17 protein-coding genes and 1 pseudogene are annotated in these 25,768 nt (G+C 39.2%); all 18 read right to left on the reverse strand.

Annotated features, from left to right (window positions below; translation table 11 throughout):
* Nucleotide 1: 1 nt before the first annotated feature.
* Complete coding sequence (locus HT725_RS06155) at nt 2–664, reverse strand: thiamine diphosphokinase (RefSeq protein WP_112445144.1); 663 nt, start codon at nt 662–664, stop codon at nt 2–4.
* Complete coding sequence (gene rpe, locus HT725_RS06160) at nt 627–1,283, reverse strand: ribulose-phosphate 3-epimerase (protein WP_112445146.1); 657 nt, start codon at nt 1,281–1,283, stop codon at nt 627–629. Before rpe ends, HT725_RS06155 begins: the two co-directional genes overlap by 38 nt.
* 10 nt (nt 1,284–1,293) lie before the next feature.
* On the reverse strand, nt 1,294–2,172 hold the full coding sequence (gene rsgA, locus HT725_RS06165; RefSeq protein ID WP_173253230.1) for a ribosome small subunit-dependent GTPase A: 879 nt from the start codon (nt 2,170–2,172) through the stop codon (nt 1,294–1,296).
* A gap of 1 nt (nt 2,173) precedes the next feature.
* Entirely contained in the window at nt 2,174–3,046 is an 873-nt protein-coding gene (gene rsmA, locus HT725_RS06170) for a 16S rRNA (adenine(1518)-N(6)/adenine(1519)-N(6))-dimethyltransferase RsmA (RefSeq protein WP_173253231.1), read from the reverse strand.
* A 232-nt stretch (nt 3,047–3,278) separates the two neighbouring features.
* Nucleotides 3,279–3,590, reverse strand: a complete 312-nt coding sequence (locus HT725_RS06175) for a hypothetical protein (RefSeq protein WP_000333265.1) — start codon at nt 3,588–3,590, stop codon at nt 3,279–3,281.
* Nucleotides 3,583–4,224, reverse strand: coding sequence for an ABC transporter ATP-binding protein (locus HT725_RS06180; RefSeq protein ID WP_173253232.1), 642 nt, complete (start codon nt 4,222–4,224; stop codon nt 3,583–3,585). Before HT725_RS06180 ends, HT725_RS06175 begins: the two co-directional genes overlap by 8 nt.
* A gap of 1 nt (nt 4,225) precedes the next feature.
* The gene (locus HT725_RS06185) at nt 4,226–6,256 is read right to left on the reverse strand and encodes a bacteriocin-associated integral membrane family protein (RefSeq protein ID WP_173253233.1); all 2,031 of its coding nucleotides are present in this window, start codon (nt 6,254–6,256) and stop codon (nt 4,226–4,228) included.
* A 712-nt stretch (nt 6,257–6,968) separates the two neighbouring features.
* The gene (locus HT725_RS06190; RefSeq protein ID WP_173212222.1) at nt 6,969–7,448 is read right to left on the reverse strand and encodes a hypothetical protein; all 480 of its coding nucleotides are present in this window, start codon (nt 7,446–7,448) and stop codon (nt 6,969–6,971) included.
* Between the two features lie 340 nt (nt 7,449–7,788).
* Nucleotides 7,789–8,700, reverse strand: a complete 912-nt coding sequence (locus tag HT725_RS06195; protein WP_173253234.1) for an XRE family transcriptional regulator — start codon at nt 8,698–8,700, stop codon at nt 7,789–7,791.
* A 71-nt stretch (nt 8,701–8,771) separates the two neighbouring features.
* Nucleotides 8,772–9,344 carry a ribonuclease M5 gene (rnmV, locus tag HT725_RS06200; protein WP_173212226.1) on the reverse strand — a complete coding sequence of 191 codons (573 nt, stop codon included), beginning with the start codon at nt 9,342–9,344 and terminating at the stop codon, nt 8,772–8,774.
* Nucleotides 9,323–10,675, reverse strand: coding sequence for a PIN-like domain-containing protein (locus tag HT725_RS06205; protein ID WP_173212228.1), 1,353 nt, complete (start codon nt 10,673–10,675; stop codon nt 9,323–9,325). Before HT725_RS06205 ends, rnmV begins: the two co-directional genes overlap by 22 nt.
* A 13-nt stretch (nt 10,676–10,688) precedes the next feature.
* A complete protein-coding gene (locus tag HT725_RS06210) occupies nt 10,689–11,459 on the reverse strand; it encodes a TatD family hydrolase (protein ID WP_173253235.1) in 771 nt (256 codons plus the stop codon).
* Nucleotides 11,460–11,868: 409 nt separating this feature from the next.
* Nucleotides 11,869–13,038, reverse strand: coding sequence for a DUF1542 domain-containing protein (locus tag HT725_RS10455; protein ID WP_345890541.1), 1,170 nt, complete (start codon nt 13,036–13,038; stop codon nt 11,869–11,871).
* Nucleotides 13,021–21,288 (reverse strand): annotated as a pseudogene (locus HT725_RS06215) (DUF1542 domain-containing protein); the annotation flags it as partial. The gene HT725_RS10455 and the pseudogene HT725_RS06215, both read right to left, overlap by 18 nt.
* A gap of 416 nt (nt 21,289–21,704) precedes the next feature.
* On the reverse strand, nt 21,705–23,669 hold the full coding sequence (locus tag HT725_RS06220; RefSeq protein ID WP_173253237.1) for a peptide ABC transporter substrate-binding protein: 1,965 nt from the start codon (nt 23,667–23,669) through the stop codon (nt 21,705–21,707).
* A 136-nt stretch (nt 23,670–23,805) separates the two neighbouring features.
* A complete protein-coding gene (gene rpmH / locus HT725_RS06225) occupies nt 23,806–23,940 on the reverse strand; it encodes a 50S ribosomal protein L34 (RefSeq protein WP_000831905.1) in 135 nt (44 codons plus the stop codon).
* A 144-nt stretch (nt 23,941–24,084) separates the two neighbouring features.
* Nucleotides 24,085–25,299 (reverse strand): pyridoxal phosphate-dependent aminotransferase, encoded by a 1,215-nt coding sequence (locus tag HT725_RS06230; RefSeq protein WP_173219410.1) that lies wholly within the window; start codon nt 25,297–25,299, stop codon nt 24,085–24,087.
* Between the two features lie 156 nt (nt 25,300–25,455).
* On the reverse strand, nt 25,456–25,758 hold the full coding sequence (locus tag HT725_RS06235) for a hypothetical protein (protein ID WP_173219408.1): 303 nt from the start codon (nt 25,756–25,758) through the stop codon (nt 25,456–25,458).
* Nucleotides 25,759–25,768: the final 10 nt, after the last annotated feature.

The following is a 25,768-nucleotide window of genomic DNA, read 5'->3' on the forward strand; positions in this document are numbered from 1 at the left end:
CCTACCTCCTGTCCTTACTATGCAAGACAACTACATAGCCATCTGGGCAAGTCACCGAAACTTCCCTATCTATATATTCGTTAGAAGCGTACACTTTTTTAAAGAAAAAATTCTCCTCTGCCAACTCATACTTGGCACCGAGAATAGTCAGCTGGCTATCCCGAACCGGCATAAAGGCTAGATAGTCGTAGTCTGAACGGGGTTCAAGCTGACTGGTCCCTTCTGGACAATAGGCAATCAAGTTTTGCCCATCCTCAATTTCTATCTGGCGCATATAAGGCGCCAACTTGGGATTGCTAGGAAGAAAAACATTGGCCAGCATGTGATCAATACGGCCACCCAAAGCACCAAAAATAGTAACCTCAGCCTGAGGATTTTGCTCAAAGATGGTTAAGAGAGCCAATTCCAAATCTGTATCATCTTTTTCTGGTCGGGCTTGGACAAAATGCTGGGCACGTTTTTGAATCACCTGTCGCTCTTCTTCCGTCACAGAATCAAAATCTCCAACCGCTAGAGCAAGAGGTAGATTTTCTTCCAAAACCCAGAGCGATCCTCGATCCACACCGACAAAACTATCAAAGTCCGTCCGATAATGGCCGCGGTCTCCGCCTGCAAAAACTGCAACCCTAGTCCAGTTGTTTTCTGAGAGTTTGTACTCGCTCATTGACATCTCCCTTAAAGACATAGGAACCTGCTACAAAAATGGTCGCACCAGCTTCTTTAGCTTGGGCAATAGTTTGGTCATCAATCCCGCCATCCACTTCGATTTCAAAGTTCAAACCTTTTTCCTTACGAAGAGCAACCAACTCACAGACCTTATCCATGGTCTCTGGTAGAAAGGCTTGTCCACCAAAGCCTGGGTTAACCGTCATGACTAAGACTTGGTCAACTAGGTGAAGCACATGCTTAATGGCTTCAACTGGTGTGCCAGGATTGATAACGACTGAAGGCTTAACTCCGAGTGAACGAATCTTTTGGAGGGCACCATGAATATGAGGCGTTGCTTCCACATGGATACTGATAATATCCGCACCTGCACGCGCAAAGTCCTCTAAATGATGCTCAGGGTTTGACACCATCAAGTGGCAATCGAAAACCATCTTGCTATGAGGGCGAAGAGCTTCGACCACACCCGCACCAAAACTGATTTGCGGTACAAAATGACCATCCATAATATCGATATGGGCATACTCTGCCCCAGTTGCTTCTAGGCGTTTAATTTCACGTTCAAAGTTGGCATAATCTGCTGCCAGAATTGACGGAGCAATCTTGTATTGAGACATAGGTTTCTCCTTATTTTGGAATTTTTTTGCTGACCTTTTTATATGTTTCTCTGCGATTTTCAATTTCGCTGAGGAATTGCAGGTAGTTGTCAAAACGGAAGCTGGCAATAACACCTTCTTCCACTGCTGGCTTGACCGCACAAGACGGCTCATGGGTATGGGTACAAGTGCGAAATTTGCAGTCTCGACTGACAGTAGCAATCTCTGGAAAGGCCTGATTGAGGTCTTCCGCCGTTGATACTTCGTAGTCCAAGGATGAAAATCCTGGTGTATCTGCGATTTTGCCCCCATTGAGGTTGTAAAAACTAACAGCTCGAGTGGTATGACGACCGCGACCCAAACTGTCTGAGATCTCTCCTGTTTCAAGATTGAGGTCTGGTGCGATTTTATTGAGAAGGGTTGACTTACCAACACCTGTCTGCCCCATAAAGACTGTAATCTTACCTGTTAACAAAGGCAGGAGTTCCTCCTTACTGGTCACAAAGTCATAGCCGATGTCACCATAGGTCTGTTGATAAAAATCCAGTTCTTCCCTATCTTCCAGCAAATCCATTTTGGAAATATAGACGATGGGATGAATACCCTTGTGCTCCAAAAGAACTAAGAACCGATCCAGCAAATTGCTGTTGAAGTCCGGTTCCTTGACGGACATGATCACCACGGCTTGGTCAATATTAACAATAGGCGGACGAACCAAACTGTTTTTCCGTTCGTAAATTTTGAGGATATAGCCTTCTGAATTTTCCTCGGCAGAAAAATCTACCCAGTCCCCAACGTAAGGAGTATGACCTTTTTTACGAAAATTCCCACGCGCACGTGTCTGATAAACCTGACCCTCACTCTCCACATAGTAGAATCCTGCCAGGGCTTTAATAATTTGTCCTTGCATCTTAGAGTCCTTGCCCCTTAAGTGCATCTGCTAGACCGGCAAATTCTGCCAAGCTGAGAGCTTCCCCACGCACACTTGGTGACAAGCCTGCTTGGTCCAAAGCCTTGATCAGCTTGTCCTTGACTTCCTCAGTCTTGCCAAAGTAACCTGTCAAGTTATTCCACAAGGTCTTGCGACGATGGGTGAAACTTGCCTTGGAAACCTTAAAGAAGAAGCTCTCGTCTTCCACTGCTACAGCTGGTTCTGGACGGCGTACCATTTTCAAAATAGCTGAGTCCACATTTGGCGCTGGCACAAAGACCGTACGAGGCACGATAAAGGCAACCTTGGCAGTCATGTAATACTGCACAGCGATTGACAAACTGCCATATGCCTTGGTATTTGGTTGAGCGGAAATGCGGTCCGCTACCTCTTTTTGCATCATGACCACAAACTCACTAAAAGGAATTCCGCTCTCGATCAAGTGCATGAGAATAGGCGTCGTGATGTAGTAAGGCAAATTAGCCACTACCTTGATTGGCAGGTTAGGATTTTTAAAATTCTGGATATGTTGCGCCAAGTCAACCTTGAGAATATCCTCGTTGACAACGGTCACATTATCAAAATCACGCAGGGTATCTGCTAGGATTGGCACCAAACGATGGTCAATTTCAAAGGCCATGACCTCTGCTGCACGCTCAGCCAAAAACTCCGTCAAGGCACCAATCCCTGGCCCGATTTCGATGACATTAACCTGGCCATCAATCTCAGCCGTATCCACGATTTTTTGTAGAATATTGGTATCCGTCAAGAAGTTTTGCCCGAAAGACTTTTTAAAGGTAAAACCGTGACGCTCCAGCACTGCCTTGGTCACGCTATAATCTGCAATTCTCATCTATTCTCTTTTCTATTATCTGTTACTACTATTGTAACACATTCCCCTTGTATTTTGGGGGTGAAAATCATACCAAAAAACTATCTTTCCTCATGAAGAAAGATAGTTTTGGAAATCTTTAAAGGGGGACTGAGCGGTTCTCTCGAAACATACGTTCATACTCTTCGAAAATCAAATTCAAACCACGTCAGCTTCACCTTGCCGTACTCAAGTACAGCCTGCGGCTAGCTTCCTAGTTTGCTCTTTGATTTTCATTGAGTATCAAAAAATCAGCTTCTTGATAACTTCGATTTTCAGGTAGGGTCAAATCTACATCCTCCTCCACATCGTCCACTGTCAATTCAACCGTTTGAGGTAAATTTTTCAAACGATAATGCTTTTGCCTTTGCCCTTCAATGCTAGCAAAATCAAGCAAATAGCCATTCACTCGGATTTGAACTAAAAGGAGATGATTGGTCATATTTTCCATGATGAGGATATCTTCTAAACCACCTCTGGCACTAGGATAATCAGATACCCTGCGAATACGGATTTTTTCACACATGAGCAAGCTCCCTCATATCAATGATTTCATCGGCCTTATTCCAGACTAGGGGATTATGAGTCGCAATGATGATCATTCGATTTTCATCTTTCAAGCCCACCAAGAGATTCATAACCTCCTCTGAATTTTCAGGATCAAGAGCTGCTGTTGGTTCATATGCCAAAATCAAGGGTGGATTTTTCAAAATAGTCTTCGCAAGGGCAACTCGTTGTGCCTCTCCCCCAGATAAAGTATAAATTTTTTGTTCCAAATCCAAATACCCTAGATTAACCTTTTCTAAAGCCTCCACTTGCCTTTCCAAACGTTCTACTTTTGAGATTTTCTGACCAACAAAGCCCAAATCCAAATTCTCTTTGATTGATTGGTTTTCTAAAAGGCCAAAATTTTGAAAGAGATAGCCCATCTGGTCTCGAAAATACTCACGAGTGGGAATGGTTTTTAAATCTTTCCCCTGATAGAGAACCCTTCCACCATCTATCTTTTCTAGCTTTCCTAAGATATTCAGCAGCGTCGTCTTTCCGCTCCCACTCTTCCCGATTAAGGCATAGACCTTGCCCTTCTCCAGCTTGAGGTTTAAACCAGAGAAAATCGCGCGGTCATTAAACTTCTTTTCCAATCCTTGAATATCAATCATCTTATTTTCCTTTCAATACTGCCATGCTACCAGCTTCTTCTTTTTTGTCCTGCCTTACTAAAATCAACAGAGCGTTAAGCGTAAACAAAGCTACAACTAGAGCGCTAATCAAGCTATCTCCTGTCAAAACACTAGATAGGATTAGCCCAAGTAAGAGAACTCCTCCTTGCGCCAGTAAATACTTGCCATGAAGCTCATAGATTGTCATACCAGAAAGACGTTTAATCATGAGCTCCCGTCTGAACTGCTCAAAATAGAGAAGACTCATGGAATCAAATAACAAGATAGCCGTAGACAGGGTCAAAATCGTCCCAATAAGGAGAGAGTAAAACTCCACCCGTTTGTCATTTAGTACCTTGGCAAAAAATAGCTGGCTTTTTACCAAGTAAGAGACCTTGTGATACAGACCTTGCTCTTTTAGAGCGGTGATGCTGTCTCCATATCGATCTAGTTTCAAGGCACTATTAGCCGTAGTTCCCCACAACATCCCTGCAACAGGTCTTGTTCCAGTCGCTTGCGGCGTTAGAACTACAATAATCGGATCTTTTAGGTACTGACGTGTTGTCTTGTACCCATCATTATAGAGGAAACGTTCCTGTCCTGTTTCTGTAAAATCTAGCCTTAGCTGTGGAAGGTAGTGTTTCCGACTCGTCACTTCTACACTTTCAGATGAAAATCTTTGCAGGTAATCTGTAAATAATCCTTGGTAGTAGGCAGACTGCTCTCGCAAGCTCTCAGGCAAGATCAGCCCAAACTCTCCCTCAGACAAGTTTTGCATCTTATCCATAAACTCTGAAGAAACGGTAATCTTTTCTTCTATCAGATAGCGCGGTGAGACATAGATAACATTCCCTGACGGTGTGTAGTCACTGAGACGATTGCCATCTAGGTCCACTTCTGCTCCATCTGAGAAATTGTCAACATTGCTCATAATATAAAAAGAGTCTGTATTGGCTAACCGTTCTTCAGTAAATGTCTGCCACTCACGATTATCCTTACGCATTCCTTCTTCATCGGCAAATGCACTAGACCAACCAAAGGATAGACGGTAACGGTCTGAGGACTGGCTCCATTTATCGCTTGCCTTCTCCATCTCCTGCATTTCACGGTAGTGAGGTAGGAGAGTAGTTGCACTCGAACCGACCACCAGCACGGCCAAGAGTTGCCCCATCATCATCAATGTCATCATACGTTTGAGAGGGAGTTTCCCTTTCAAGAGATCCACCAGACTATTTCCCTGTAAACCAAGTAGATACACGACACTTAGTAAGGTAGAAATCCCTGCCAAGGTCAAGCCATAAAGTAGAAGAGCAATGATGACAAGTTGCACCGTTGCCATAAACAAGGCACCTTGATACCAGAGAAGCCCCAATCCCACAAGACTGGATACCAGCACTGAGCAGATAAGCTGTCTCACATCTTCTAACACTGGTCTGAGAGCCACCCCAAACAAGCTCTCACCAGCGATTAAGCGAATCCCTGCTTGACGAAGGGATTTGATCCGATAAATCAGGGTCAAACTCATAAAGGTCAGCAGAAAAATAGCTAAACTCAGTAGCACCATAGGGGTGGCCGTCAATAGTAAGACTATCGAAAATGGATCTTCTCCATTCGAAACAAAGCCTTGATAACCAAGCTCTTTCAAGGTGGTCTGTAAACTCACTCCATCCAAACTTCCTGATACAATCAAGTAAGACCCTAATAAATCACTCGTTTCTGCACTATCCTTGGAGGAAATGGTCAGACCTTCTGGAAGCTCTCCCTGACCATAAGTGGCATAGGTAAAGCGTGTTTCTCCAGCTTCATTTGGCTCAACAATCCGACGAGCGATGAGACTATTGTGCTCTACCGCCAAGTGACTCAAAGCCTCTGTCACCTTTTCGTGACTAGCTACTGATTGATTTATCACCACTCCTGTCACATCAACAGAAGGATAGTTACCAAATAAAATCTCTTCTCGATGGTCAACAGAAGTTATCACCATATAAAGCGATACCAATACCATTGAAATCAAAATAAATAAGCGTTTCATCATTTCCTCCAAAAAGTTACTTGGTCACTTAGTGAGAAGGTGACCACAGTCACTGCCATGTTAAGAAGTTTATTAAATTCTTTCTACTAGCAACATCTTCAAATATATTATATCCGTTTTTTCAAGAAGTATCAAGGACGTCAATGTCCTTAAAATCTAACTATTTTATATTATTTTTAGCTTATATCTAAAAAAACAGCTCTAAAGACGAACTTTAGAACTGTTTTGATGTAAGAACAAGGACATTTTTGTCATTGCTTCACGATATTTATAAATATTCTTACCCTATTATAAAACGAAGGACACATAAAAAGGTGCCTATTTGATGTACTCTGATTGCAAAATACCACAAAGTAAATTTAACATAATCTCCAATCATTCGTATAAACAATTGTGTGAAACTAATCCGAGAAAAATCAATCACTAGTTGTCAGAGACTTTTTTAGGATTATTGTTTATTACTCGCAAATGGTAAACACGGATTATTCCTACTACTATGAGAACAACTAAATAAGACTGAGTACAGAATTATTTCTTTAAATTATTCGTTTCCTTCTTTATAAAACGGATATGTAACTATTATACCCAAAGTACTAATTATAATTTTAAAGATTGCACCTAAAATATTTAAAGTTGATAAATCAAGTATTCCGTGTATTAGGTATAGTAGACAGAAAAAGAATGGAAGGTATTTTTTTAATTTTTTCATAAACTATAGTGCTATCAAGGTCAAAGCTTTAGCTACTGTCCAAGCCATCCAATCTGGCATACCTGCACGCTTACAAGCCTGGTAGATTCCATCTTCAATCCAACCAGTAAAGTGTTCTAGTGTACTCAATATGGCATTCAATCCTATATATTGATTTATCCATCTTTTAACATTCGAAGGGAGTTTACTATAACCTTTTCGAATAGCTGTAACTGAAAAAGACCACTTTCCTCTGTCCATTTTAGCAGCTTGGATATCCTCTTGCGAAACAGTATCTTTATCAAATTCTAATATACGTCCGTTATCTACGTAGATATGTTTTCCTTCACTATTAGTTACCGTAGAACGTTTTGAAACTTGAGTTGCTTTATCCGAAACTGAATATGTAGAAGCAAAAGCAGTTGCAGATGGGAGAGCAACAGTACTTAATGTTAAAAAGCAACTTAAAACAATTGCTGTTTTTGTTAAAATCTTATTTTTCATTTTATTTTCTCCTCGAAATATACATTTTTATCATAACTATCCTAATAAACTGACACTTTGCCCTAAAGAATCTATTTTGAAACTAAGTAGACATAACTAAATTTTATTTAAACCACCAAGTAACTAGATAAAATAAACTAAAAAAGTTCATACTGTAATCTCCTTTCACATTTTAATTAATTATAAATTATTCTTAAATAAACTCAAAGGACATCAATGTCCTTAAAATATAACCATTTCGTGCCATTTTTAGCTTATATCTAAAAAACAGCTCTAAAGACGAACTTTAGAACTGTTTTGATGCAAGAACAAGGACATTTTTGTCACTGATTCACTATGTTTATAAATATTTTTTTAAATCTTCTTGCCATTGTTTCTCCAACATAGTAACTAAATAAGAATTTTCTATTATATCAGCAAATAGCTTCGATTTCTGATAGAACTGTTCGGCAGAAACATAATCATTGTTTATTATTAGAGATAATTTCCACTCCAACATTAATATAATTGGTTTCTTCTGGAAATCTTGTGTTTTTTCCATTATATGATTAAGGCTAAAGATATAAGCTTCTAGTGAATCATAAGACGACAAATTATCCAAACAGGCTAGACCCGAAAACAAAGTGCTACTTAAAGCAAACAGATATTCTGGTGCAATTAATTCTACATGATTTGTCAAACGAACTAAAAACGAATGAATTCTGTTAATTTCTTCAATCTGATTTTGACCTTGTTTTATCTTTGTAAGCACTATAGCAAAATATAAGTTGATAACTTCTAATTCATTTATCAAAAACAATTCCTTATCATAAATTGTTTTAAAATAATCGTCCAGTACGGTTTCCCCATATTCTGGTCGTCCGCTTCGAATAACATCTATCGTTGCTCTAGTAGCTTCAAACCATATTTTTTCCTCATTAGGAAGTTGCTCATAAAATAAATCCTCTATCTCTTCCAAACACGCTTCCTTCTTATCATACTCCTCTTCTTTACCATAGATTGGTTCACGTAAAATCTGGTATTTCAATTCCAAATAAGCAGGAGGAAGAGCAGAAAAATCCGGCATAAGACTATAAGCTGGAACTCCTAGCCGGCGAGCAATATAGTCTAACTTGGGCAAACTCGGTTGCGAAGCTCCACTTTCAATTCGCGACAGTTGACGAACTGTCAGTTCTTGCTCATCTCCACAAAAATCTGGACGACTAATTCCTTTCTCTATCCGAATCTCTTTGATTTTTTGACCAATTAACATCAGACGCCTCCTCTTCTACCTGCTTCGAAAAATACTGTGAAACTTAAAAAATTGTAACGGCTACATCTTTCCTACTCATAAGATTTCATAGCTTCTTCCACTTCTGCCAAGGTGACTCCAAACAACTCTAAGCGCTTGAGGAGTTGCTTGCCGTTAGAATAGCCAATTCGGAGAGCCTCTCCTAGATATTCTCGTCGCTTACGGCTGTCTGCTCCCGCTAGAAAACCAAGGCGAATCAAGTCGCTACGACTGATGTCAAACTGGCTCTCATGTTCAAATTGTTCTGTCACCTGAGCTAGAGCTGTTTTCAGATCCTCATAGCTGGCATGCTCAATTCCCAGAGACCGCCCCTTGGTTTTGGACTTAGGAACAGCTTCATCTCGTTTGAGGAAGGCATGCTGAACTGTTGGAATGGCCGTCATAATCATACGACGAATCCGTTCCCCATTAAAATCTGGGTCTGTAAAGACAATGACTCCATGACGTTGGTGTAGGCGCTGAATCCGCTCTATGTCCTGGTCATTGATGGCAGAACCTCGAGTCTCATAGGTCTCTACATCGAAATAGCGTTTGAGATTGGCCGTATCATCACGACCTTCAACCACGATGACTTGGGAAATTTTCATTTTTTTCTTCGACGACATATTTTTTCCCACTCACTTTGAACACTACTGTCCATAAATTTTAATTGCGGGGCACTACCCTCAACTCTAGAATCCAATAAATCAAAAATATATCTAAGTTTTTGAGAAAAATTCAAAGACGTCCCTACTAAAAATTCATTCCCTAGGCTATCTCTAACCATTAGATATTTATCAAATGTTGTGTTAACGCCTTCCAGTGAATCTTCAAACGATACGACACACGGAATGTTTAAAGTCGATCCATCAATTTTTGAAATAATTTTTTCAAATATAATTTCCATCATTTTAGATTGTTGTTCTATACCAATATAATCCTGTCCGTATAATCTAAAATCATATTTTCCAGTTTCATAATTTTTACGGGAAATTTCAATTGAACTGCCATCCGCTACTCCCGTTACGTTTAAGAGTGTCCAAATATCTATTTTTTTAACAATCAAACCTGTTTTTCTATAGCATTCCGAATACATGTCAAGATTGATTTTTGTTTTATTACCTCCAACAACCCAGTCTTGTTTTCCTTCATTCGAAATAATAATCAAATATTTCTTATCTTTAGTTACATTTGGGTTACATATAATATAATCTAATGTATCTAACCAAAAAATTGCATCCGAATAATGTCTAGGTACTGATTTACCTCCTAAAAAAATTGTTCGGTTAGATTTTCCATCAATATCTTCATATCCTGGAGAAATGTTTGAATTATAACGTTCATTTATTACCTCAGTATATCTACTCAAGATATCATCAGTGTAGTCTAATCCTAGCTTTACCTCATCTAGGAATTTCTCAATTACTCTCTTTATTTCATCGACACTCGTAGTTGATAATTTCCAATCAACTTTTTTTAATAGCTTATTTTTCTCCTCTGCCAATTCATCATTTATCAACTTCAACTTTTCTTCATAATTTTTAATTTTATCTACATACTCATTTTTAAAACTTGAAATTTGTTCGTACATAGATCTCATAGCATCATCTTTTTTATATTTTTCAATTTCATTAAAAAGATTATTATTTATGGTATTTTTTATTCTAAAATCTAATAGTTGATTTGACTCTTCAATGTCCGAAATTATTTTTTTTGCTTTTTTTACTTGTTCCTTCCGCTTATTTATGGTGTTTGATTCATTTTCTAAATATTCAATTTGTGTTACATATGGAATATAAACATCATTTTTTATTATATTGAACGAATCTACTATTTTATCGCCCAAAACATAATCTTTCAGAGGGAATAGTAAGCAATTATTATCAATTACAAAAATTGATTCTTTAATCATCTCATTTGTAAAATCTTTATTATATTCTTTAATAAAATTAACCATTATATTTTCTCCTTTAATACTTAATTCCAAAAATTCGTTCTGCATTTGCAGTCGTTGCCGCCGCCAGCTCTTCTGTCGTCATGCCACGCAAATCCGCGATAAAGTCCACTACATAGCGAGTGTAGGCTGTTTTATTTTCACGACCCCGTTTAGGAACAGGAGCCAAGTAGGGAGCATCCGTTTCCACCAAAACCTTGTCCAAAGGAAGTTCTCTAGCTGCTTCTTGGATGTCAGTTGCCTTCTTAAAAGTCACCACTCCTGAGAAGGAAATAGTCATGCCAAGCTCGGCAAACTTCTCTGCCCATTCAAGCGTCCCTGAAAATGAGTGCATAATCCCACCACGAGGACCAACGCCCTCACTTTTGATAATCTCATAGGTATCTTCCAGCGCATCACGGGTATGAACTACAAAAGGCAAATCCAAGTCCTTAGATAACTGAATCTGACGGCGAAAAACCTGCTCCTGCACCTCTTTCGGTGCTGTCATCCAATGGTAGTCCAATCCAATTTCACCTAAAGCAACAACCTTGGGATGCTTGAGCTTATCAAGCAAGTAGGCTTCAATCTCCTCCGTGTAAGTCCCTGCTTCTGTAGGATGCCAACCGATAGTCGCATAGAGCTGGTCATACTCATCTACCAACTCCAAAGCACGCTCAATCGTCGGTTCATCAAAACCAACAATATTCATCTGTGTCACACCCATCTCAGCAGCCAAGGTAATTTCTTCTGCCTCACGACCTGCAAATTCTTCTACATTCAAGTGTGTATGTGTATCAAAAATCATCTCTTCTAACCTCGTTTTCTATCTACTATTATAGCAAAAAAGAGGAGGGGCACCCAATTTTTCTGTTTCCCTCCTCTCTTCAATAGAGATCTATTCTGCTATCTTTTCTATCCGATATTGCCCATCTTCTATTCCACAGTTAGAGACGAAAGAGACTGGCTAGATTGATAGAACATCCCTATTCATCTAATACTCTTCGAAAATCAAATTCAAACCGTGTCAACGTCGCCTTGCCGTACTCAAGTACAGCCTACGGCTAGTTTCCTAGTTTGCTCTTTGATTTTCATTGAGTATAAAGTATGTGATTATCTTGGGTTCTCTCTTCTCTCACCCATCACTAGGATTGATGACTTCTCCAAATCCCCCTTATAATCTAACTTTAAGTAGAGAATAGAATTTTCTAGCTGTCCTATTTTCTACGTCTAGCCTTTCTTCCTAGCAAAGCAAAACCACTGGTTGCCGCCACTAGACCAAGACTAGCAAGTGCTGCACTTGATGCTGAACCTGTGTTAGGTAATTGTTTTCTAGCAGGTGACTGGTAGGTAACATCTTGCATTGTTCCTGCAGTTGCTTGCGGTGCACTTGTTGCCTGAGGAGCAGCATTAGGAGCCACTGGTCTCTTAGGAACTGTAACCATGGCAATGGCTTGCACTCCAATCGTTTCTGCTTCCTTCACATCTTCCACAGTTTCCGCATTTTCAATTTCTTTGAGAGCTGCTTGTTTTTCTGCTTCCACTCTTGCTAAAAGTTCTGCTTTTTCTTTATCAGAAAGCGGTGCGCCTTTGATTTCATCCTGCTTGTCCTTGGCAGCTTTTTCAATGGCATTTTTAGCTGATTCTTTTTCAGTAGCTAATTGCTTAGAAGCTTGTGATTGAGCTGGGTTTTGTGAACCTGTATTAGCTTGTCCGCCTGCCTGGCTACCACCGCCTGCATTCGCATTAGCATCTGAGCTTCCAGTATTGCCTCCATTATCTCCACCTGGTGTAGTTTCTGGCTTATACTCTGGTGTAGCTTCTTGAGTTACAGATTCACCTTTCGCAGATTGTTGAACTGTATCTTTTCCTAGAATCGTCACTACTGAACCATCTGGGAATGTGATTGTTGCTGTACCATCTCCAGCTACATTGATTGTCGCTCCGTCTAATGCTGAACCATTTGCTTGTAAAATAGCAACCTTAACTTTTTCTTTTTCTTCATCTGTTAAATGAGTTATATCTTTTACATCTACTCTTTGAGCAGGCGCTTTAACAGTTGATTTTTCAGCAGTCGGTTTAGTGCTATCTTGTGCTTTTGGATCTTGTGCTACCAATTGATTTCCTGGAATTGTAATAGCTGAACCATCTTTAAAGACGATTGTCGCTGTGCCATCTCCAGCTACTTCAACTTTAACATCGCTTCCGAATCCATTTGCATCTACTACAGCTTTTTTAACAGCTTCTTTTTCTGCATCTGTTAATCTTGTAGCTTCTGCTACTTTTGTAGGGTTAGCTGGGATGATTACTTTTGTCTTCTCTGCGATTGTTGGTTGCTCTTGTGTTGAAGTTTCCTCTTTTTGAACTACTAGACTGGTTCCTGGAATTGTATTGACTGAACCATCTGAGTATGTCAATGTCGCTGTTCCGTCTTTAGATACCTTAACATCTGTAGCAGTTGGATTTGCTTGTTTCACTTTCGTAGCTACTGCAGCTTGTTCCTCAGGTGTTAAGCTATGAGCATTCCCGACTTCTGTAGTTGCTGGCACCACTGCTGGATTTTGCGTGGCTTGTGTTGCAGCTTCATTGTCAGTATCTTTGGCTACTACTAGACTGGTTCCTGGAATTGTGTTTACTGAACCATCTCCATATGTTAGCGTTGCTGTTCCATCTTTAGATACCTTAACATCTGTCGCCGCTGGATTTGCTTCTTTGACCTTAGCTGCTACAGTATCTTGCTCCGCCTGTGTCAAGTTGTGAGTATTTTCAACAGGTACAAAGTTTCCTGGAACTTGCGCTGGATTCTTCTCTGCATCTGTCTGAACTTTTGGAGTTTCTTGTTTACTTCCTTTTTCAACAAGTTTATCCCCTGGTATTGTGTCTACAGATTTATCTGGATAGGTAATGACTACTGTTCCATCAGGTCTTACTTCTACCGTAGTTCCTGCTGGGAAGTTGTTCGCTTCTTCTACCGCTTTTTTAACCGCAGCCTGTTCTTCTGGTGTTAACTTCGTAGTATTTCCTACTTGTGTTTTTCCTGGGATAACTGGCTCGGTTCTTGACGCGATTGTTCCTGTCTCTTTGTTAGCTGGTGCTACTAATTTATCTTTAGAAATCGTATCGCTTGAACCATCTTTATATGTGATAACAGCTGTTCCATCTGGTTTTACTTCTACTGTTGTTCCATCTGGGAATGTGTTCGCACCTTCGATGTTTTGACGAACTTGTTCTCTTTCTTCATCTGAAAGTTTTGCTGGATTTTCCACTTCCACTTTGTTTTCAGGAACTTTCGGTTCGAATTTAGATGCAATAGAGCCATCTGGTTGAACTTCATTTATCTTATGAATACCAGCTTCTTTCGCCGCGTTGATTTCATCTTTAGATTGACCTTTGTTGATGTCTTCAATCGCTTTATCTTTGGCCTTATTGATTTCTCCGATAGCTTTTTGTTTCGCTTCGTCTGATAAATCTTTATTGTTCTTGATTTCGTCAATACGTTTTTGAGCTTCTTCTAGTATTTCAGCTTTTGCTTTCGCTTTTTCTTCATCAAGGTTTGTTACATCTGGTTTCTTAACTTCTGTATCTGCTTTTGGATTATATTTTTCAATATTTTCTTTAGCTTGATCTGCGATTTGTTTAGCTGTTCCTGCTGATGATGCATCGTCAATAGCTTTGTTAGCTTCATCTTTAGCTTTATTGATTGCTTCTTCAGCTTTTTGTTTTTGCTCTTCAGTTAAACCTGGATCCTTCTTGATTTCAGTAATTTTAGCTTTAGCAGCTTCTTCTACTTGTTTTTTAGCATCTTCTTTCGCCTTAGCAAGATCGTTGTCTTTATCAGCTGTTCCTAAGGAATCAACTACTTCAACCGGTACTTTTACAGTTACTTTGCTACCATCCGCTAGGGTTACTTCCACCTCTGCTTCTTTAGTTCCTGTTTCAGTTGTAGCTGGTTTAAAAGTGATTTTCGCTGTTAGTCCATCAGCTAGTGCTAATTGTTTTAGGATGTCTTCGTCTGTTAAGTCTTTGCCTTTTTCAACAGTTGCTTTTCCGGATACTAAAGCAGTTTGTAAGTCTAACTCTGGTTTGAAGATACTTGTAGATTGCCCTTTGGCAGTTTGTACTACTACATCTTCTTTTGGTAGATTTCCGTTTGGAGTTTCAACATTGCCTTGACCATCAACCTTGACATCGTCCTTGTTTAATCCTGGATTTGCAGCTACAACAGCATCCTTAACAGCATCTTTTTCTTTGTCTGTTAAGTTATTCGAATCTTTAACTCCTACAGGTGTAACAGGTTTCTTCAAAGCTGGTGTTACTACATCTTTTGCTGGTAAATTACCTTGTGGTGTTTCAACATTGCCTTGACCATCAACCTTAACATCATCCTTGTTTAAGCCTGGATTTACAGCTACAACAGCATCCCTAACAGCGTCTTTTTCTGTATCTGTTAAGTTTTTAGGATCTTTAACTTCTACAGGTGTAACAGGTTTCTTCAAGGCTGGAGTTACAACTTCTCCTGCTAGTAAATTACCTCTTGGCGTTTCAACATTGCCTTGACCATCAACCTTGACATTGTCCTTGTTTAAGCCTGGATTTGCAGCTACAACAGCATCCTTAACAGCGTCTTTTTCTGCTTCTGTTAAGCTATGGACATCTTTAACAGGGACAAGTTTTGTCGGTTTTTTCAAAGCTGGTGTCACTACATCCTCTGCTGGTAAATTACCTTTTGGTGTCTCAACATTGCCTTGATCATCAACCTTAATATCTTTATCTGTTAAACCTGGATTATTTTTAATAATCTCTTCTACAATCTTAGATTTCTCTGGGTCTGTCAGTTTAGATGGGTTGACAACTTCAACTGGGGTTGTTGGTTTCTTCAAGCTAGAAGTTACAACATCTTTTGCCGGTAAGTTACCTTGTGGTGTTGTGACATTTCCTTGATCGTCAACTTTGACTTTATCTTCAGTTAAACCTGGATTTGCCTCTACAACAGCTTTCTTAACGGCTTCTTTTTCTTTAACTGTTAAGCTATTTGGATTTTCTACTTCAACAAGTTTATTTAGTTTATTTAAGACTGTCGTTACAACATCTTCTTTTGGTAGATTTCCTTTTGGAGTTGTGACACTGCCATCAGGATTTACTGTAACATCACCTTTGTTTAAGCCTGGATTTGCAGCTGCGACAGCATCCTTAATGTCCTCTTTTTCTTTTTCTGTTAAAGCATTAGGATTTCCAACTACAACTGGTGTTGTTGGTTTCTTCAAGGCTGGTGTTACCACATCTTTTGCAAGTAATTTATCACCATTCTTAGTTGTTACATTACCTTTGTCATCGACTGTAATATCATCTTTGTTTAGGCCAGGATTTGCGTTGGCTACAGCTTCTTTCACTTTTTCCTTTTCATCATTTGTTAAATGATTTGGATCAGCTACTACGACTGGTGTCGCTGGTTTGTTTAATGCTTGAACAACAACTTTTTCTGCTTCCAAGTAACCTTTAGGAGAAGCTACATCTCCCTTATCACTCACATAGACTTCAGATTCTTCTAATGAAGGGTTAGTCGCCACAATCGCTTTTTTAACAGCTTCTTTCTCTTCATCTGTTAAATGATTGATATCTGTAACCTTAACCTTTTCTTTTGGTGGAGTTAACTTTCTCTTAGCTGTTTCTGTAATATCTTGTGGAGTATGAACAGCAGCAATTTCTTGTCTACCTTTTTCTGTTGCTGATGCTATATCTTCTGGTGAAGTTGCATTGTTGATGTTTTCTTCGTGTGTTGCTTTAAGGTCATCAACTTGTTTCTTCAATGCTTCTTTTTCTTTTTTAGATAATGCATTGTCTTCATCAATTTCTGCCTTTTCAGCATCTGCTGCTTTTGTTAGGTCGGCTTTTGCTTTGTCCTTGTCAGTTGCTTTTCTTACAGGTACTTCGATTTCGTCTTTTGATCCGTCACCATAAGTAACTTCTACTACAACTACTTTCTTACCTTCATTTGCACCTGTTCCTTCCACAATTTCTCCGTCATTTTTGACTTGTTTGTCTGTCGGTTGTGGTTGGTCTTTTGGTACTTCTACAGCATCTGTAATAGCTTTTTTATCTGCTTCTGCTACTTTAGGAGCATTAGATGGGTCTACACTTACTGGAACTCCTCCTGCTTCAGTTACTGAATCTTTTACATTTGGAGTTGCTTTATCTTTGTCTTTTTGTCCTTCTGAACCACTTTGATCATCCTGATTATTTTGTTCTCCTTGATCACTTGTAGTATCAGATTTTTTAGTTACCTCGACATTGACTGTTTCACTCTTACCATCACGTGTTACTGTGACTGGAACAACAAACTTACCGCCTTCATTGGCAATTACACCAACTGTTACATCTTCATTAGCTTGTAATTCCTCACCATTTACTCTGACTTTATTTTTCACTAAAGTTTCGTCTTCTGGTGTTAACTTATCACCTGCAACTGGCTCTTTTGAAATCGGTACCGGTTGGGTTGAATCAGTAACCGTCAACTTAAATGGTTCAGATTTTTTAGTTACCTCGACCTTGATTGTTTCACTCTTACCATCTCGTGTTACCGTTACTGAAACAACTGTTTTATCCTGCTCTTGTGTAACTTTCCCAAACTCTACACTATCACCAGCTTTTAACGACTCGCCATTGACTAGTAAGTTTTCTTTGATTTTTTCCTTATCTTCGTCTTTTAAGTCTTCTCCTACTGTTGGGGTATTTGGTATCTCAATCGGTTTTGCTGGGTCTTTTACACCTACTGTAAATACTTGGTCTTTTTTAACAACTGGAACTTCTATTATTTCTTTTGATCCATCTCCATATGTTACTTCGACTTCTACTACCTTCGTTCCTGAAGTTTTGCCGTCCTTAATAGCGCCGCCATTTAAGATTTCTTTCTTAGCTGGTTGTGGCTGTCCTTCTGGAACAGTTACCGCGTCTTTAATTGCAGTTTTATCTGCTTCGCTGTCAACGTTTGTTGCTGTATTTGGGTCTACAGAAATTTCTACCGCTCCGCCTGTTACTGTTGGAGTTGCTTTCTCAGCATTAGTTTTATGAACAGCATCGATTGCTTTCTTACCTGCTTCTGTTGCAGTTGTTACTTTGTCAGTTGTTCCAGCTTTATCGATGTTAGACTCTGCAGCTTTCTTAGCTTCATCAACTTTATCTTTTTCAGCTTTCTTTTGATCTTCTGTTAAGGTCTTGTCTGCTTCGATTTCTGCTTTTTCTTTGTCCGCTGCTTTTGTTAAGTCAGCTTTCGCTTTTTCTTTTGCTTTGTCTAATGCTTTTTCTGCTTCTGTCTTAGCCTCTACAGTCTTAGAGGCAGGAAGTTCATTTTGTGATTTGTCAGAGTACGTTACAGTTACCTTCCCTGTATTATCTACTGAAATTTGGTTATCTGTTAAGTTTGTGTTTGCTTTCTTAACCGCCTCTTTTACTGCAGTTGTCTCCGCTTCTGACAGATTATTAACATCATTAACTTTTACTTTTTCAGGATCTTTTAGTGGTGATTTCGCTGCTTCAGTTCCTTCTACTGGAACTTCAATTTCTTTTGAAACACCGTCGCGAGTTACGGTTACTTTAACGTATGTCTTACCGTCTTTTTCGGTAATATTTCCGTACATTACTGTATCTGTATCTTTAAGCGCTTCTCCGTTCGCTGTTACTTTAGCTTTTACAGTTCCTTTATCAGTTTCAGATAATTCAGCTCCTACTTTAGGCTCTACAGAGATTTTTGCTGCTCCATCTGTCACTGCCAAAGTAAAGTCTTCAACTTTTCCTGATAAGGCAGTTCGTGCTTCTTGCAATTTAGCTAAGGCATCATCCACTTCTGGTTGTGTAGCATCTTGCTTAGCATACACTTCTTTAGCTTTTGCTAAAGCATCATCGTAAGCTTTTTTCTTATCTGCACTTGTTTCTTTAGCATAAGCTACTGAATTTTTAATCGCATCTGATTCATCAATTTCTGCTTTCAAAGCATCTTTCGATACAGGCACAGCAATTTCTTGTCCTGTTAACTCTTTAATTGCTTTTGCTAGATTCTCAATTAGAGTAGATACCTCTGATGCATCCGCTGAAGTTCCTGTTGTTTTATCAGCTACTTTTGAAGCAGCATCTTTCGCTTTATCAAAAGCCGTTTTCTTATTTCGATCAGCTGAATTATATTTATCAGAACCCTTAACTTTTTCAGCTTCTGCTACTAATTGCTGTAAAGAATCCATCTTAGAATCTAAATCTCTTGCAGCATTCACAATACGGTCAAGTTCTGCTTTACCCCCAGCTGCAGCTACTTGATCTTTCAATTCTGCTTTTTGAGCATTGTTTAAATGAGTTAAACCATCAATAATATCTTTAGCATCCGTACGAGCTTGCTCACGACTTACTTTTTCCTCTGCATCTTTGAGAATTCTGTCTAATTGATCTTTTGATGTTGCCTCATCAATCTGTTTTTTATAGTTAGCCTTATCTTCATCTGACAATCCAGGAATTTGGTCAATTTTCTTCTTGTAGTCTTCTTTTAGCTTATCAGCTTCAGCTTTTGCTTTATCTGCTTCATTTTTTGCTTTAAGAGTTTCTGCTTCTTTGAGAATTTCTTCAATCTTACTTACAGAATCGGCGCGTTCAATTTTATTTTTAAATTCTTCTACTTTTTCTGGAGTTAAGCTATCTTTAATTTTCTCAATTTGTTCTTTAGCTTTTTTCTTAGCATTCGCTAAGTTAGTCGCAGTTGCATCAGTTAAAATTTTATCAAGTAATGATTTTGTATGGTCTAAAGCTTTTCCTTCTGAGCCATCTGCATTCTCAGGGTCTGCTATACCTTGATTATCTACTTTTTTACGCAACTCTTCTTTTTCAGCGTTAGTCAAGTAAGTTAAGGCATCAATTCCTTTTTTAACTTCAAGTTTTTTCTCTGCTATACCTTTTTCATTTGCAGAATTTCTTGAAATTGCTTTATTTACAACAGAATTTATATCTTCCTGACTTGTTTTACCTTCCAACTCTTTTTTGAAGACTTCTTTTTCTTTTGGAGAAAGGAAAGTTAATTGATCAATTGTCTCATTTCCTTTTACTTTTGCTTCTGTTGCATCCGCAGCATTAAATGTAGCTTTTAGTTTGAATAAAGCTCCTTTCGGAATTGACACTCCCGTAGACGTTCTATCGCCATTTAATATGGATACATGTTGAAAAGTTGTTCCACCTTTTTTATAAGGTGAAAGGAATTTTCCTACGAAGTTATCTGAAACACCATTCCCAACACTACTGATAAGATCACCATTAAAGGTCATTCCATTTACTTCATAAAATTTTTGTAAAGCCTTTTCAATCTCTTCATCACTAATATTATCCAAATTTGCAACTGGATATGGAGAAATGTGATAATAATAAGTACCGTTCGTACCATCTGAAGGTTCTGCTGCGTCTATATCTTTATAAACAAGAGCCCCACCTGGAATTACATCTGTTGAACCATCTAAGTAGGTAATAGTTGCAGTTCCGTCATTTCCAATTTGAATTCCATCACTTCCATTTTGTAGATTTTCTATAAATTTCTTCTTACCTTCTGGAAGAGTATCATTACTATTGTCTTGATTTGCCTTTAAAATTCTATCTTTAACAAGTTTTTTTTCAAAATCTGTTAAGCTATCCGGATTTTTAACTCCAAGTCTATCTGGAATTTTAGGCTCAAAAAATTCAGTATTTTTATATAATGCAGGAACTTGTTCCGTTGACACTTTAAAGCGTGATCTGAGCGAGCCCGCATGTCCTACTTTAACCCCCGCACCAAAATCTAAGGTATATCTTTCATTTTTTAAAGTTGGGTCCACAACTTCATATTCTGCTTCAATCGTAACGCTTTGGTGTGCTGCTTTTTCCCAGTCAGCATAGAAACTCTTGGTATTGTCCTTAAACAATTGGTAAATAGCTTGGTCTCCTGGCTTTCCTGCTATAGTATCTCCCATGCGCCACCAAAACATCGCATCCAGATCCCCGCGGTAAGTCTTACCACTTTCACCTGTCGTATCGTTGTACCATTCCCATTTAGTAGGATCACCTGCATTTAAAGCTTTGGCAGCTTCTGCGTTTTGGTAACGTGAACCGACAGAGTTAGACCATGAAATCCAGCCTTGAGAGCCTTTCCAACTAGTCATGACTCGACCTTGGGGGCCTGTACCAGTGTTATATAGAGTAACCCGTCTCGGTTCTTTCACTCCAATTGGAGTTGTAAACCAAAATTCCGGACGTCCTCCACCGTAGTGATAAAGAGCAGATGCTCCATACCCACCATTAAACTTATAAGTAACTTTTACATAGGGATTTGTTTTGCTATATTGTGACCAGTCTACATCAATTTGAATTTCTTTATTAACATCTACCTCGTCGTGAACCCCACTACCGGTAGCTTTATCAGGAGAATCCCCTAAGTTTGTATATAAAGTGCGAGCTGTCTTATCCCCTGTTTTTTCATATGTCAAAGCAGCTTCTACAGGTTGCACCGTCCCAGCTACCCCAACTAAAGATGCCCCAATCAAACACGATGCTGCTCCAAAGCTAAACTTTCTAATCGAAAATTTTTCCACACGCTGCCACATCTGCTTAGAGCGTTTCTGCGTTCTCTTATACTTCATTCTTTGATCTCCATTTTTTATTTTTATTTCTTCTTATTCAAAAAGCTAATGCATTATAATAAAACTTTATTATAATATATCTACTTTAGGTGATAAGAATATACGTACATTATAGCATGAAATCCCCCCCCCCCGTCCACTTTTAGCCTCATTTTTACTTTAATTAAAATATATAGAAATTTACCCTATTTGCTATCGTTTTGTCACTAATTTCTTATACAGATTTATAAATTTTAATCGATTCTCATTCAAAAACATAAAATAAGTCATTCTAGGTATCTGTATCCCTATCCACCTCCAGTTACTTCATCAAAAGTAAAAAATAAAAAAAGACCCTACCAGAACCAAAAAGCGTCTGGTAAGGTCTTTTTCTAAATCCAGTCACTAGGCTTAACTAAAAAGCATGACTAGGAATATCATTGAATATGGTTAGCCAAATCTTCCTGAGCTTTTTTATTTGACTCAGCTTTTTCTTTTAGCCATTTATCATAGAGTTCCTGGTACTGTTTCGCAGTGACCGGCTCTTTTTGCAGTTCAACATATTTGTAGTTATCAGCATCTCCCTTATGACCAACGAAAGAGAAAGCTCCTGTGAACGGTACAGTCTTACGGAAGATTGGGTTGGCTCCGCCACTTTGAACTGGTAGGAAGAGGGCGCTGTCAGTCAACCAAGCCTGCACTTCAGCAAATTTTTCATAACGAGCCTGAGTATTTTCAACTTCGCTATCTGCTTCATCTAGTAACTTTTTGTAAGCAGAAAGTCCAATTTTTTCTTTTACTTCATTATCTTTTCCAGCAGTTAACCCAATATTATTAAGCTGTGAACCTGACTCTGGATCCAAGAGATCAAGATAAGTTTTCGGATCTGAGTAATCTCCGCTCCAACCTGAAATATCAATGTCATAGTCCTTTTGTTCAGCTGTATCTGCAAAGAATGTAGCTTGATCCTTCTCGTCTGGAGAAAGTTGAATCACGTCAATCACAACGTTGTCCGCCCCAAGGGTTTCTTCCACTGTCTGCTTAAAGGAACTTGCTTGTTGCACATCTAACTTGGCCGTCTGGTCAACCGGCATATCCAAATGAATTGGGAAGGTCACGCCTTCTGCTTGCAAGGTTTCTTTAGCCTTAGCAAATGCTGCCTTGGCTTTTTCAGCATTCAAAAAGGCAGGTTGCGCATCATTCAAATTGATATTCGACCACTCTGTACCATAGTTAATAATCTTTTCATTGACAATATCACCAAAGTTTTTACCACTGATTTGGACAAAATCACTTGGGATAAGCGTGTTACGCAAGATACGGTCTGCTCCATCTTCACCATTTGTCTGCGCTGCATAAGCATGACGGTCAAAGGCAAAGTTGACAGCCTGACGGAAATCCTTATTTTGCATGGCTGCAAGTGAATCTGTCTTTTCCTTATCAGACTGTTTCATGGTCTGCTTGTAGCTTTGACGATTCACGTTGAAAAGATAATAGAAAGTAACTGAGTTTTGCGGTGTATAGGTAATCTTGTCCTCATTCCCTTTTTTCAACTGATTAAACACTGAACTTGTCGGGAAGATACGACCGTCCGAGTAGTTCCCTTCCAAAAATCCTCTCGCCAAACTATCTTGGTCAGAACCGTCAAAGAAAGAGAGCTTCACTTTCTCAATTTTCACATTGTCCTTGTCCCAATAATTAGGGTTTTTATCAAATTCAATCAAAGATTTTGATGAGAAAGATTTAAACAAGTAAGGACCATTTGACAAGATACTGGATGGTGTTACACTACCAAAGTCATCTCCCTTAGATTTCAAAAAAGCCTCATTTACCGGACTCAAAATGCCCCCAGTAGTCTTAGAATTCCAGTAAGATTCCGGCTTATTCAAAGTATATTGAAGAGTATAGTCATCCACTGCCTTAACACCAACAGTCTCAAAGTCAGATGTTTCCCCCTCAACGTACTCTGCGAGGCCCTTGATAGAGTCTTGAACCAAGTACAAGTTTTCAGCCTTTTTATCAGCTGCATACTTGAGACCTGTCACAAAGTCATGAGCCGTTACATCCGCATACTCTTCGCCCTCTGAAGTGTACCATTTCGCCCCCTGACGGATTTTATAAGTGTAGGTCAAACCATCTTTTGACACCGTCCATGACTCAGCCATAGACGGAATGAGATTACCATACTTATCATTTTCTAACAAGCCATCAATCAAGTTAGTCGTAATACTAGAAGTTGAACCACGTGTTGAAGTAATGTAGTCCAAGGTATCAGGATTACTAGTAAATACATAAGAGTAGGTTTTCTCAGCATTACTTGATTGGGAAGACCCACATGCCGCTAGAGCTAGACCTGCTGTCAAAGCCATAGCTCCAAAAAGCATAACTTTTGATTTCTTCATGATTATTCTCCATTTTTACAGTATGTGAAATATTATACACTATTCAAGCAAAAATATAAAGCTTTTTGTACTTTTTTACAAAAATAAAAATCAGTAGACTCGAGTTCCTACTGATTTTTGATATGGTTCGTTTGGATTATGCAGCCAAAACTTTGCGTCCTTTACGACGACGAGCTGCCAATACGCGACGACCGTTTTTAGTTGACATACGGTTACGGAATCCGTGTTTGCGCGCACGACGAAGTTTACTTGGTTGATAAGTACGTTTCACGATGAATACCTCCTCATAGATTTTGTATTCGTTTAGCCGGCTATAAAGTGATCAGTTACTAAACATACTTTACTATTCTATCTGATTCTTTCACTTTTGTCAATAGCTCAAGGCAAATGTTTACTGCTTTTTCGAATGTAAGCCCTATCTACGATACTGTTTCAAGAAACGAGTCATCTTTTCTTGGATTTGGGCTAGTTCATCAACACGAGGAAGGTAAACGATACGGAAGTGGTCTGGTTCTTTCCAGTTAAAGCCGCGACCATGAACTAAGAGAACCTTTTCCTGCTTCAAGAAATCAAGGACAAACTGTTCATCATCATCGATACAGTACATATTGCGGTCGATTTTAGGGAAGATATAGAGCCCCGCCTTGGGTTTAACTGCAGAGAGACCTGGAATCTCTTGAATGGCATTATAAATGAAATTTCTTTGCTCATATATTCGTCCACCTGGAAGAAGCAATTCATCGACTGATTGGTGGCCACCCAAGGAAGTTTGGACGACTTGTTGGGCCAAAACGTTAGAGCAAAGACGCATATTGGACAGCATATTGAGCCCTTCGATATAGCCCTTGACATGGTGCTTAGGACCAGACAAGACCATCCAACCCACACGGAAACCAGCAATACGGTGGGATTTTGATAGACCATTCATGCTGACACAGAAAACATCTGGTGCCAGGCTCGCCACAGGCGTATGCACATGTCCATCCATTACCATGCGGTCATAAATTTCATCCGCAAAGATAATCAAATCGTTTTGACGGGCAATTTCAATGATTTCCAATAAGAGTTCCTTAGGATAAAGGGCTCCAGTTGGGTTGTTTGGATTGATAAGGACGATTGCCTTGGTATTGGAAGTGATTTTTGACTTGATATCGTCAATATCTGGATACCATTCTGCAGCTTCATCACAGATATAGTGAACGGCATTTCCTCCAGCTAGGCTGACAGCGGCCGTCCAGAGAGGATAGTCTGGCATTGGTACCAAGACCTCGTCTCCATTGTCCAAAAGCCCCTGCATGGACATGACAATCAGCTCACTGACACCATTTCCAAGGTAAATATCATCAATATCTACATTTGGGAATTTCTTCAATTGGCAATACTGCATGATGGCCTTACGGGCTGAGAAAATCCCTTTTGAGTCAGAATACCCTTCACTATCACGCGCATTCATAATCAAGTCATGAATGACCTCATCTGGCGCTGTAAAGCCAAATTCTGCTGGATTTCCTGTATTCAAACGTAAAATCTTTTCTCCGTTTGCTCGCATCCGCATGGCTTCTTCCAAAACAGGACCACGGATATCATAAGCAACATGTTCTAACTTACTAGATTTATTATATTCTTTCATCTTGTTTCCTCAATTCATCGAGATAGTAACATTATACCACTAGAAAGACAATGCGACAAGTTTGCTGAAATGTGTTACTAGGTGCGGATAGAAGAAAAACCTCACTAAAAGCGAGGTCAAGACAGGGGAGATAGCAGGTATTTTGCGAAAGACATATCACATACCAAAAGATAAACCTAGAAAAAGCAAACCTAAAAAGGAGTCATAAAGAAGATTGAACATGAGGAAGAGCCCCCATATCATCAAGTAACCCCAACGCCCACTTCGTTTTGCAACTAGGAATAAAATCAGATGGTAGAGTAGGTGAAAGACTAAAAAGCCGATAAAACCTGGATAAAGAAGCGGTACCAGACTCTCTAATTGCCAGATCATGATAACTTCTAGCAAGACTGAAACTAGGATGATTCCATAATAAAGGAAATTTGATTTTTTTGCTTCTTGAAAAGAGTTTTTCATCATTCTCCCTCCC

It is taken from the genome of Streptococcus sp. 2579 (assembly GCF_013277195.1).
Taxonomy (GTDB): Bacteria; Bacillota; Bacilli; order Lactobacillales; family Streptococcaceae; genus Streptococcus.

Excerpts from the sequence above, each read along its gene's own strand:
- HT725_RS06185 (WP_173253233.1), bottom strand. The coding sequence starts at position 6,256 with ATGAAACGCTTATTTATTTTGATTTCAATGGTATTGGTATCGCTTTAT.
- HT725_RS06230 (WP_173219410.1), bottom strand. The coding sequence starts at position 25,299 with ATGAAAGAATATAATAAATCTAGTAAGTTAGAACATGTTGCTTATGAT.
- HT725_RS06210 (WP_173253235.1), bottom strand. The coding sequence starts at position 11,459 with ATGATTTTTGATACACATACACACTTGAATGTAGAAGAATTTGCAGGT.
- HT725_RS06190 (WP_173212222.1), bottom strand. The coding sequence starts at position 7,448 with ATGAAAAATAAGATTTTAACAAAAACAGCAATTGTTTTAAGTTGCTTT.
- rsgA (WP_173253230.1), bottom strand. The coding sequence starts at position 2,172 with ATGCAAGGACAAATTATTAAAGCCCTGGCAGGATTCTACTATGTGGAG.
- HT725_RS06155 (WP_112445144.1), bottom strand. The coding sequence starts at position 664 with ATGAGCGAGTACAAACTCTCAGAAAACAACTGGACTAGGGTTGCAGTT.
- HT725_RS06180 (WP_173253232.1), bottom strand. The coding sequence starts at position 4,224 with ATGATTGATATTCAAGGATTGGAAAAGAAGTTTAATGACCGCGCGATT.
- rpe (WP_112445146.1), bottom strand. The coding sequence starts at position 1,283 with ATGTCTCAATACAAGATTGCTCCGTCAATTCTGGCAGCAGATTATGCC.
- HT725_RS06195 (WP_173253234.1), bottom strand. The coding sequence starts at position 8,700 with ATGTTAATTGGTCAAAAAATCAAAGAGATTCGGATAGAGAAAGGAATT.
- rsmA (WP_173253231.1), bottom strand. The coding sequence starts at position 3,046 with ATGAGAATTGCAGATTATAGCGTGACCAAGGCAGTGCTGGAGCGTCAC.
- HT725_RS06175 (WP_000333265.1), bottom strand. The coding sequence starts at position 3,590 with ATGTGTGAAAAAATCCGTATTCGCAGGGTATCTGATTATCCTAGTGCC.
- HT725_RS06220 (WP_173253237.1), bottom strand. The coding sequence starts at position 23,669 with ATGAAGAAATCAAAAGTTATGCTTTTTGGAGCTATGGCTTTGACAGCA.
- rnmV (WP_173212226.1), bottom strand. The coding sequence starts at position 9,344 with ATGTCGTCGAAGAAAAAAATGAAAATTTCCCAAGTCATCGTGGTTGAA.
- HT725_RS06235 (WP_173219408.1), bottom strand. The coding sequence starts at position 25,758 with ATGATGAAAAACTCTTTTCAAGAAGCAAAAAAATCAAATTTCCTTTAT.
- HT725_RS06205 (WP_173212228.1), bottom strand. The coding sequence starts at position 10,675 with ATGGTTAATTTTATTAAAGAATATAATAAAGATTTTACAAATGAGATG.